Source organism: Chryseobacterium sp. 22532, from assembly GCF_052044665.1.
Lineage (GTDB): Bacteria > Bacteroidota > Bacteroidia > Flavobacteriales > Weeksellaceae > Chryseobacterium > Chryseobacterium lathyri.
On sequence record NZ_JBQENJ010000001.1, the window covers coordinates 497,682 to 509,242 of the forward strand.

General features: G+C 37.3%; 8 protein-coding genes. 3 read left to right on the plus strand and 5 right to left on the minus strand.

The window, feature by feature from the left end:
* Nucleotides 1-15: 15 nt before the first annotated feature.
* The 3 genes from ACTJIV_RS02410 to ACTJIV_RS02420 form a co-directional block, all read right to left on the minus strand.
* Nucleotides 16-1,848: an ABC transporter ATP-binding protein gene (locus tag ACTJIV_RS02410; RefSeq protein WP_111958826.1), complete on the minus strand. Its 1,833-nt coding sequence runs from the start codon at nucleotides 1,846-1,848 to the stop codon at nucleotides 16-18.
* 188 nt (nucleotides 1,849-2,036) lie between these two features.
* Nucleotides 2,037-2,960: a M28 family peptidase gene (locus ACTJIV_RS02415; protein WP_440625379.1), complete on the minus strand. Its 924-nt coding sequence runs from the start codon at nucleotides 2,958-2,960 to the stop codon at nucleotides 2,037-2,039.
* Between the two features lie 370 nt (nucleotides 2,961-3,330).
* Nucleotides 3,331-3,720, minus strand: coding sequence for a DUF4293 domain-containing protein (locus ACTJIV_RS02420; RefSeq protein WP_111958828.1), 390 nt, complete (start codon nucleotides 3,718-3,720; stop codon nucleotides 3,331-3,333).
* A 145-nt stretch (nucleotides 3,721-3,865) separates the two neighbouring features.
* On the opposite strand from ACTJIV_RS02420, the gene rho reads away from it, so the two are divergent.
* Both rho and ACTJIV_RS02430 read left to right on the plus strand, forming a co-directional pair.
* A complete protein-coding gene (gene rho / locus ACTJIV_RS02425) occupies nucleotides 3,866-5,722 on the plus strand; it encodes a transcription termination factor Rho (RefSeq protein WP_336377823.1) in 1,857 nt (618 codons plus the stop codon).
* A 358-nt stretch (nucleotides 5,723-6,080) separates the two neighbouring features.
* The gene (locus ACTJIV_RS02430) at nucleotides 6,081-6,677 is read left to right on the plus strand and encodes a superoxide dismutase (protein ID WP_440625382.1); all 597 of its coding nucleotides are present in this window, start codon (nucleotides 6,081-6,083) and stop codon (nucleotides 6,675-6,677) included.
* A gap of 88 nt (nucleotides 6,678-6,765) precedes the next feature.
* Here the strand turns inward: ACTJIV_RS02430 and ACTJIV_RS02435 are convergent, their stop codons facing one another.
* Nucleotides 6,766-7,185, minus strand: a complete 420-nt coding sequence (locus tag ACTJIV_RS02435; protein WP_111959037.1) for a DUF6146 family protein — start codon at nucleotides 7,183-7,185, stop codon at nucleotides 6,766-6,768.
* Between the two features lie 54 nt (nucleotides 7,186-7,239).
* Nucleotides 7,240-8,427 carry an endonuclease/exonuclease/phosphatase family protein gene (locus ACTJIV_RS02440; protein WP_223558106.1) on the minus strand — a complete coding sequence of 396 codons (1,188 nt, stop codon included), beginning with the start codon at nucleotides 8,425-8,427 and terminating at the stop codon, nucleotides 7,240-7,242.
* 244 nt (nucleotides 8,428-8,671) lie between these two features.
* On the opposite strand from ACTJIV_RS02440, the gene ACTJIV_RS02445 reads away from it, so the two are divergent.
* Complete coding sequence (locus tag ACTJIV_RS02445; RefSeq protein ID WP_111959039.1) at nucleotides 8,672-11,548, plus strand: carboxypeptidase-like regulatory domain-containing protein; 2,877 nt, start codon at nucleotides 8,672-8,674, stop codon at nucleotides 11,546-11,548.
* The last annotated feature ends 13 nt before the right edge of the window (nucleotides 11,549-11,561 follow it).

Here is an 11,561-nt window from a genome sequence, read left to right on the forward strand (position 1 = left end):
TAATTCAATAAACGATTAGTCGAAATTTTGAAGTTCCACCAGTTTGTGGTACATTCCTTTCTTAGCGATAAGGTCATGATGTGTTCCCTGTTCCACTACAATTCCTTTCTCCATTACTACAATCCAGTCTGCTTTTTGTATGGTTGAAAGGCGGTGGGCAATAACCAGTGATGTTCTGTTTTCCATCATTTTATCCAAAGCATCCTGAACAAATCTTTCAGATTCAGTATCCAGGGCAGAGGTGGCTTCATCCAGGATCATTACCGGTGGATTTTTCAATACGGCTCTGGCAATAGAAACCCTCTGTTTCTGTCCACCGGAAAGTTTATTCCCATCATCCCCGATATTGGAATCATAGCCTTCGGGAAGATTTGAAATAAAGGTATCGGCATTAGCAATTTTTGCCGCCTCAATAACTTCTTCTTTTGTGGCCTCAGGTTTACCCATCAGTATATTATTATAGATGGAATCATTGAACAATACAGACTCCTGGGTTACCATTCCCAGAAGCTGACGGTATTCTTTTAATTTTAAATGTTTAATATTGGTTCCGTCAATTAAAATTTCACCTTCATTCACATCATAGAATCTGGCCAGAAGGTTGGCAATCGTTGTTTTTCCGCTCCCGCTCTGTCCTACAAGTGCTATGGTTTTTCCTTTCGGAATGATCAGTGAGAAATTCTTAAGGATAACATTGTCTTTATCATAATAGAATCCAATGTTTTTGAATTCAATTTGGTTGCTAAGGGTAGAGATAGAAACCGGCTCTGCAATTTCTTCTACCTTTAAATCATAATCAAGAACTTCAGCTACTCTTTCCAAACTTGCCATACCTCCCTGGATAGAAGATATTGCACTGGAAAGCTTTTTGGCAGGATCCAGGATTTGGAAGAACATTCCGATGAAAACCAGGAAAGCCTGAGGTTTCATAGTCTGTTCCTCTAAAATCTGAGTTCCGGCATACCACGTAATAATAAGAATAGTAATGGAGCCAAGGAATTCGCTCATAGGAGAGGCCAATTCTCTTCTTCGGCTCATATCTATGGCGAAATTCTGCCAGTTGGTCGTTGTTTCGTTGAATCTGTTCTTAAGGATCTTATCCGCATTAAAGATTTTGATTACTTTAGAAGATTTTAAAGTTTCGTCTACCAGTGAAAATAGGTTTCCCAGTTCAGCCTGGGCAAAATGAGCCTGCTTTTTTAAGCTTTTCCCCGTCCAGGAGATCAATAATCCCATAACCGGGAAAACCACCAGTGAAAAGAGTGTCAGCTGAGGGGACAGTAAAAATAAGGCAATCAATGATGAGATAATCATGAACGGAGCATTGATGATATCTACCAGTACTCCCATAATTCCACCTTCTACACCTCCGATGTCATTGGAGATTCTGGACATCATGTCTCCCTTTCTCTGTTCTGTAAAGAAAGAAACCGGAAGCTGCAAAAATTTATTATACATCGCCGTACGAAGATCTCTGGTAATCCCCACACGGTAATTCACTAAAAGGAATGCGCCTACGTACCTGAAAATATTTCTTAATAAAAATGAAACTGCTGTAATCGCACACAGAACAGCAAGTACATAAACAGCACCATGCTGATCAATTTGTACCTGTACAAAATAATAAGCTTTATCTTTTATATAATTGAAATAATCGCCAAAGGCACCGCTCCATACCGGTTCTTTTCCTTGTTTTTCAATCGTACCGAACATCAGCCCCAAAATAGGAAGCATAGTTCCTACAGATAAGATATTGAGTAAGGAGTACAGTATATTGAAAAACATACTTCCGAAAAGGTATTTTTGATGCGGTTTCGCGAAATAAAGTATTCTTTGTAATGGTTTCATTCAATGAAAAATTGGATAGCAAAATTACGTAAAATTAAAGGAAAAGACGTTCTTAATCCTGTTTTACTTTAATTAATATGTTTCAGTAAATTGTTTTTTGTTACAAACGTTTGTTTAATTTTCAGTGATTAGAAGGGTTCAGGGCATGAAAAAACCGCCAGTCCGGCGGTTTTGTTTTTTATTATTTATTATTGAAATTTTACTTTGTTATTATATTTCGGAGCAAAATTCTGTGGTGTCAGTTTTTCCAAAGTTTTTCCAACATTGTTGATGATGGTTGTTAAATTATCAAAATCTACAACCTTTACATCATCACTTTCGTTATGGTAATGGGACGCTTTTGTCATGTCCACGGTAGAAAATGAGTGAGCAATAATCTTTTTCTTGACAAAGCTCACATTGTCCGATCTGTAGAATAATTTTTGTGCAGCATACGGATCGGAATTGATTTTTAATCCATTGGCCGCATACTTATTAAAAAGCTCATCAAAATCAGAAAATTCATCGCCTGTCATAAAAAGAGCATTCTTTCCGAACTGGGATTCTGTAGCCACCATTTCAAAATTGAAAAGTGCAGTCATATTATTATATACCTTATCTAAACCGGTATCTGTAGATATAGCTCTTGAACCCAGCATTCCTTTTTCTTCACCGTTGAAGGCCATGAAAACCATTGAGAATTCAGGCTTTTTATTTTTAAAATAGTCGGCAATGCCTGCTAAAGTGGTAATTCCGCTCGCATCATCATCTGCCCCGTTATAAATATTGTCACCGGTTTTATCACTGGTCCCGATATGGTCGAAATGCCCTGAAAATCCTAAGTATTTATCTGTTTTTCCTTTTTTGATGCCGCATACATTATAAGCTTTCTTTCCTTCATATTCGAAAGGAATCAGGTAAGAATTTCCCGTACAGTATTCAAGTTTGTTTTCTTTAAAAAGCGTTGCAATGTATTCTGCGGCCTTATCATTTTCCGGAGTTCCGATCTCGCGGCCTTTCATTTCATCTGAAGCAAGGGTTGCAAGTATGGTGGTTACTCTTTCTTTTGAAACTTCCTGTGCAAATGTAAATATTGAACAGAATGACAGGACCAGGTAGGTTAGTTTTTTCATTTTTTGATACAAATTTATAGGATCAGTCGTATTCTTAACGGAAATGTTGCATGAAATGATATAAAATATCTGGTGAGCATACATTTTTGAACCATTAAGAAGGTTAAAGGGGGTAAATATAATTAAGAAAATTATCTGCTTTTAAGTGAAGCTGAACTTAATATTCATAAAAGCCTATTCAATCTTAATGGTTTAAAAAATTGAATCAACCTTCAATCCGAATTAAATTCGTATTACCATCCGCTTGACCAACGGCGAAGCCCGCATCTTTGCTCCACTTAAAATAATAAAACTTAGATGTGAAACTTTGCGTTAAATAAAAAAAACAGCTCCTTTCGGAACTGTTCTCACTCAAAAAATCGTTGTAAGGCTATCGAAGTCGGTCTACAGATTTCACGAGCCTCTCATCTCTGCGGATATATGCGTTTGCAATAAACAGACATATTACCGCGATCAATGGGAAAACCGGCTCAATACCCTTCTCAGGAATCTGAATTCCTCCGGATAAGTTTAGTAACCAGTACGCCAATACACCAATCAACAAAACGTTTATAATGATGCTGAATGTATTCAGCAAAATTTGTCTTTTTCTGTTTTTAAAACTGAAAATACTCAATGCTCCTGCTAAAACAAGTACAATACAGCCAATATTAATCACCGGAATATTGCCGAAAACGTCAACATCCTGTCCCGTAATGAAAAGGAAAACAGCAGCCAAAACTGCCAAAAGGGTCCATATAGTCTGTATTCTCTGTAACATAGATTATTAAATACCTGGCAAAAATAACATAAATTTTGCACAATTCAAAAATAAGTGTAGATTTGCATTATACATATGTACTTGAAAACAAAAGTCACCGGACTTACTTTTCTTACTCACAATTAATTACATTTTTACATTAAGTATGTTTAACATAGAAACGTTAAGGTCAAAATCCGTAACGGAACTGACTAAAATCTTAAAAGATTTAGGCGTTAAAGTTGCTAGAAACAGCAATGATAATGATAAGATCTTTGCCGTTCTTGACTTTCAGGCTTCTAACCCTAAAGTTGCAAAAGATTATTTCAACGCCACAGAAACCAGTATGGATACTGAAGAAAAACCGGCAGATAAACCTGCAAAGGCTCCTGTAAAAAAAGCAGCGCCTAAAAGACAACCTGCCAAACCCAAAGCAGAAGCAAAAGCACCTACTGAAGAAAGCCCTAAAGCTGAAGAGAAAGTAGAAGAAAAGATGCCGGCTGCTGAAGAAATAAAGCAGGAAGAGCCTAAAGCTGAAACAGTTTCCGCTCCTGAAGAAAATAATTCAGCACAGGCTAGGAAAAAAAGAAAGAGAGTAACTGCCAACACAGGCAATACAGAAACTCCACAAGAAAGAGCAGAAGCTCCTAAAAATGCAGAACCTCAAGGATCTGCTCCATCAGAAGAAAAGCCTGCTACTCCCCAACCTCAGGCCAGATCCCAACAAAAAGGACACAACAATCCGCAAAACAGCGGAAACCAAAATAAGAACCCTAATCAACACCAAAACCAGGGTCAGAACCAAAATCCTAATCAGCACCAGAATCAGAATCCAAATCAAAATCAGCAAAGACAACATGCTGACAGAAATGAGGAGCATCATTCTGAGCACAGAAAAGAGTTTAGTTTTGACGGGATGGTTAGTATTGAAGGGGTTTTGGAAATCCTTCCGGATAACTACGGATTCCTTCGTTCATCTGATTTCAGTTATATCTCTTCTCCTGATGATGTGTATGTTTCTACAGCACAGATCAGAAATTTTGGTCTGAAAACCGGAGATACCGTTAAAGGAATTGTAAGACTTCCAAAAGAAGGTGAAAAATACTTTTCCTTGCTGAAACCTACAGAAGTGAACGGACGTGATCTTGCGTTCATCAAGGACCGTGTTGCCTTTGAATATTTGACTCCGCTTTTTCCTGAAGAGAAATTTAACCTTACAGGAAATGGATCTACACTTTCAACAAGAATTGTGGATCTTTTCGCACCTATCGGAAAAGGGCAGAGAGCGATGATCGTTGCCCAGCCTAAAACAGGTAAAACGATGTTGCTTAAGGATATTGCCAACTCTATTGCGGCCAATCATCCTGAAGTATATATGATGGTTCTTCTGATTGACGAACGTCCGGAAGAAGTTACCGATATGGAAAGAAGTGTAAATGCGGAAGTAATTGCCTCTACATTTGATGAAGCAGCAGATAAGCACGTAAAAGTAGCGAATCTTGTTTTAGCAAAAGCCCAGAGAATGGTTGAATGTGGACATGATGTAGTGATCTTGCTGGATTCAATTACGAGATTGGCAAGAGCTTATAACACCGTTACGCCGGCATCAGGTAAAGTTTTATCAGGTGGTGTGGATGCTAATGCACTTCACAAGCCGAAAAGATTTTTTGGAGCGGCCAGAAAGATTGAAGGAGGCGGTTCATTAACCATTATTGCTACAGCGCTTATTGATACAGGTTCTAAAATGGACGAAGTAATCTTCGAAGAATTTAAAGGAACAGGGAACATGGAACTTCAGTTGGATAGAAAAATTGCCAACAGAAGAATTTATCCTGCAATTGACCTTGTGTCTTCAAGTACGCGTAGAGATGACCTTCTCTTAGATGAAGTTACTTCTCAGAGAATGTGGATCTTCAGAAAATACCTTTCTGAAATGAATCCTGTAGAAGCAATGGAATTTGTAAATAAAAACATCAGAGGAACTTTAAATAACGAAGAATTCCTGATGTCTATGAATAAATAGATTAATTTAATTGTTAATAAAAAAGCACGGGGATCAGCGATCTTCGTGCTTTTTATTTGGATAGGAGAGTTTTTGAAAATCTTATAGCTTGAGTGTCTTAGAGTTTAGGTATTTAAGAAGCTTGAAATTGGGGACTGTTAAGGAAAGACAGCTGCTCATATTTTTATTAATAAGTACAACTTTGAGATGTATTTTATACTGCGATACCTCCATCTTCCGACTTTCTGCTTCCCTCCTATAAAAATTAATTCATTCTAAATCAATATATCAATGTTAAAGATTTATTAAAGTAATCCCCAATTGTTGATAATCGCTTAAATATTGGCTAAATTTGGATATAACATTAAAAATAAAAATTATGTCATTTGAATTACCTAAATTAGGATATGCATACGATGCATTAGAGCCAACTATTGATGCAAAGACTATGGAGATCCATTATACAAAACATCATCAGGCTTATATTGACAATCTAAATAAAGCAATCGAAGGAACTGAATTGGCAGGAAAAACGATCGAAGAGATCTGCCAGACTGGGACTGGCAAGCCGGCCGTAAGAAATAATGGAGGAGGACACTTTAACCACTCTTTATTCTGGGAAATTTTAACTCCGGGTGGAAGCAAAGAGCCTGTAGGAAATGTAAAAGCAGCCATTGAAAATTATGGAGGTCTAGAAAAATTCAAAACTGATTTTTCTGATGCGGCTAAAACCAGATTTGGTTCAGGATGGGCTTGGCTGATTAAAAATGCAGATGGATCCGTATCTGTTTCTTCTACTCCAAACCAGGATAACCCGTTAATGCCTGTTGCAGACGTGAAAGGAACTCCGGTTCTTGGATTAGATGTTTGGGAGCATGCTTATTATTTAAACTACCAAAACAGAAGACCTGATTATGTTTCAGCATTCTTTGATGTTGTAAACTGGGATAAAGTGGAGGAATTATTCAACAAATAATTTTCAGCTATTATAAAAATAAAAAGGTTCAGAAGAAATTCTGAACCTTTTTTATTGTAGATCAAATGTATAAACATTAGTGTTTATTTTATCTAACAGCATCGCTTCCGGAAAGTCCATTCATTCTTAGTCCGTATTTCCAGCTGACATAGGCAAAAACCTGATACAGCTTATACTCGAATTTTATTCCGTAGTTTTCTCTTGGGTCGTAATCTATACCTGACTCTATAATATTCCGGTATTTCCCTGAATTGTAGTAGGAATTCCATTCGGTAACCAGAAATGTATTTTTTGTTTTCAGGTAAGATTCTGAGTACTGGCTGATCGGTTTGGCTACAGCATTTAAAAAGTAATCAAACTGGGTATCAATCACAGTAAGCTCCCATTCTCCGTCTTCGTTCTTAGAAGGCTTCATTTCTGATTTTTCTTCTTCTTTCTTGGGACTGTTTTGGGAAAAACAGCTGAAAGGAATAAAGGCGAAGAAAAATAGTATAATAAGATTTTTCATAATGAACATTGTATATAAAATAAGCACTCAAAATGAGTGCCTAAGTCAATTTTTTTATGGTTCTTTCTGAAGAATAACAAATGCCGGGAAGTGATCACTGTATCCTCCTGTAAATCGGTCTCCATCCCAGGATCTGAAAGGATATCCTTTGTAATTTCCTTCTTTATTCACTAAATAAGGTGGAGCAAAGATTTCTGCTTTGTATACAGAATATTCTTTTGTCACCTGATCAGCTATTAAATTTTTGGAAACAATAATCTGGTCAAAAAGGTTCGGAGCATCCTGGTAAGCCAGTGAAGCGATCCCTTTTTTATATAAAGGATACATTAAATTAAGATATGGTGTAGTTTCACTCAGATCTTTGGGGCCTGCAACAGCTTTTAGATAATTTTTCAAACTTGCGCTCACAGGATCATCATTAAAGTCACCCATTGCAAAAAGTTTAGTGGAAGGGTCTGCTGCTCTTATACTGTCCATCTGCTGTTTCAGTAAAGCGGCAGCAGCATTTCTTTTAGGTAATGAAACAGCTTCGCCACCTCTTCTTGATGGCCAGTGATTCATGAAAAATGCAACTTTTTCATTGTCCAGGAAACCTGTTACTACCAAAATGTCCCTTGTATATTCTCTTTTACCATCATCACCGAAAACTTTTAGTTCTTTTTTCAATGAATTGGTCGGGGTAAATCTTCTTTTCTGATAAATTAATGCAACATCAATTCCTCTGTAATCATAAGAATTATAATGAATAATTCCGTAGTCATATTTGGCAAGAACAGGCTGTTTTACAAGGTCTTCAATGACCTGCCTGTTTTCAACTTCAATAAGTCCCACTACTGCAGGTGCTGTTTTCGTATACTGTGCACCCATTTCAGATATTACCTTGGCTTCGTTGGCAAGCTTGGCCTTATAAATTTTAGTATTATAATTTTTACTGCTGTTTGGCGTAAATTCGTCAGATCCGCTTTGATATCTTACTGCTTTTTTGCCTATTAAAGCACCGTCACTCCAGGGCCCGTCATGTTTCTCTGCTTCTAAAAACTTAATGGAATCCATTGGAATGCTTCGGTGGAAAGCCGGATTACGGATATCTTTTGTACCATCAATATAGTCTGCAGAACGGATGGTGTCCCAAAGGTTTTCAACATTCAAAAAGCCAACAGTAGCCACTTTCCTAAGTTTTCCCTGTTGTGCAAAAGCCATTATTGAAAAAATAACAGCGATAAAACTCATCAATCTCTTCATCCTCTAGAGTATTAAAATTATTTAAACCACAAATTTACCTTTTTTTAATTCACTCCATTTAAATATTTGTAAATTTAAAACAAGATAAAACAATTCTTTTATATAATGAATCTTAAAAGGTTGCAATGTTAAGAAAAAATATTGTTAAAAAAGTTGGAGATTCCAAATTTTGATTAAATTTGTGCCCCCAACTTTTAAACTGTTGAGAATTAAGAAGAAAAGTATTAAAAAAAATAATATACTCATGATTAAAAAACTATCATTAGTCTCTTTATTTACTTTACTTCCTGCTTCATTCTATTTTGCGCAGACTACTGTATTTGCGTATCTTAAGGATGCTGATGGAAAGCCTGTTGAAAGGGCAGAAGTAGATCTTAAAGGGAGCGAAAATGATGTAACGGCTGACAAAATTGGATACTTCCAGTTTGTAGACCTGCAGCCGGGCCATTATCAAATTATGATTACGAAACCAAACTTCGAAACCAAAATGATGGAGTTTGACGTAACCGATGAGAAAAGAAAGGATCTAGGGGTCATAACTCTATATTCTGCACTTACCAACGCAGATCAAGGATTAGCGATTATAGACAATGATGATGATGACAGCAACAGCAGCGGGCAAGCTTCTACAGTAGGATTATTACAATCTTCTCAGGATATTTTCAGCAGAATTGCTGCTTTTGATCTAGGATTTTACTGGTTCCGTCCGAGAGGAATTGATGGGAGAACAGGAGAATCTATGCTGAATGGTGTCTCAATGGTAAAATCTGATAATGGTAATGTTGACTTCAGCAATTGGGGTGGATTGAACGAGATCACGAGATATCCGGAGATCGCATCTAACCATTCTCCGTCTGAATACGCTTTTGGTGGAAACAGCTCTGTTGTTTATAAGAATACGAAAGCCAGTGAGTATAGAAAAGGATTCCAGTTTACACAGTCCTTGACTAACAGGAACTACAGAAACAGAACCTCTTTACGTTATACCTCAGGAATGAGTAAAAAAGGGTGGGCATTTACTGTAATGGGAGCCAGAAGATGGGCTGAGGAAGGAATTCAGGAAGGAACTTTCTACGATGCTTATGGTGCTTACCTGGGTATAGAAAAGAAATTCAGTGACAGCCATACGATAACATTCAATGCGATAGGTGCACCATATAGAAGATCTACAGCCAGTCCAAGTACTCAGGAAGTATATGACTACAGAGGTGTACATTACAACTCTTACTGGGGATGGCAGGATGGAGAAAAAAGGAGTGAAAGAGTTCGAAGAGGATTCCAGCCGCTTTTTCAGGTTCAGGATTTCTGGAAGATTAATAAAAATTCCAGCCTTTGGACAACTGCATCTTACCAGTTTGGAAAAGATAAAGGTTCGCGTTTGGACTGGAATGGGGTAACCAATCCGTCACCTACTTATTATAGAAACTTACCAAGTTACTATATCAACAGTATTATTTATAACTCCGTTAATAACACTGAGACTGATCCCATGCAGTATAACACGCTTTGGGATGCCTATAATACAAGTATGTCTAACTGGCAGAATGGAGATCCCAATGTTACTCAGATTAACTGGGGGCAGATCTATGCCAATAATCAAAAGAACGATGCTGCAGACCAGGCTGAAATGGCTCGTTTGTATGGATTATCAGGGAAACGTTCCAAGATATATCTTGTAGATGATGTAAGTGATGATAAGATCTTCAACGCAGGTACCCATTACACATATAACTTTAACGACCGTATAAAGTTTATCATGAACGTTTCTTATCAGAACTACAAATCTGAACTTTACCGTGAAATGAAAGACCTTTTAGGGGGTGATTATGCTATTGGTGTTGATCCGTTTAAAGAGTCTGCTAAACCTGGTTCTACAGGATTCTATAATACGTTGGATCCTAACGTTCAGTTGAGAGTGGGAGACCGTATGACTTATAATTATATCCTGAGAAGACAGGAAGCAAAAGTAAATCCGGGACTGAAATTCTCTACCGGTAATTTCGATGTATTTGTTTCTGCTATGGCAGGATATTCCACTTCAAACAGAGAAGGTCTTTTCAAGCATTATTTATATGAAAACTCTTACGGGAAAAGTAAAGATTACAATTTCTGGAACTTCGGTCTGAAAGGACAGATCGTTTATCGTATCAACGGACGTAATTTCTTAGTGTATAACGGAGCGATGTACAATCAGGCACCATTCCTGGAGGATTTGTTTATCAATCCTAGAATCAATGCCCTGGTTAATCCTAATATTAGGAGTACGGTTTACACGGCTAATGATTTAAGCTATGTTATCAATACACCTTTCCTTAAATTAAGAGCATCAGGATATATTGTAGATACACAGAATGAAACCAACGTACAGCGCTTCTTTGCAGACGGGATCCAGATGAGCAGCACCAATCCAGACGGATCTGTTTCTCAGGTACAGAGTGCATTCGTTACTCAGGTGATGTCTAATCTTGAGAAAAGAAATATGGGAGTGGAATTAGGTGTTGATCTAAAAGTTATTCCTACTTTATCTTTACAGGGACTTGCAAGTTTAGGACAGTATACGTACAGAAATAATCCGGAAGTTTATTTGGTTTCTGATGCATCAGGAAGCAGTGTGACTTCTTTCGGTAAAGCATATCTGAAAGATTATAAGCAGGGAGGTACTCCTCAGAGAGCTTTCTCATTAGGTTTCCGATATAACAATCCAAAATACTGGTGGGTAGGAGCCAACTGGAACTATTTCGATAATAATTATCTGGATCCGGCTCCGGCTTTAAGAACGAACAACTTTATTCAGAACCCATATTCAAGTACTCCTTATTTAGGTCTTACCGATGGTGATGTACGCGATATGCTGAAACCGGTAGAACTTCCTTCTGCATTTTTCCTGAATGCTAATGCAGGGAAATCATTCATGATCGGAAAGTATTATATACTGTTGACTGCTTCTGTAAATAATATCCTGAACAACAGAAGATTCATCACAGGAGGTTTCGAACAGACAAGAGAAACAAAAGCTATGGATTTCGCTTATGATTATTATAGCCCTAAACCCTCTTTCGGACCGAAATACTGGTATACTCAGGGGCGTTCGTACTTCGTTAACTTACAATTCAGATTCTAATAAATAAAAAAAT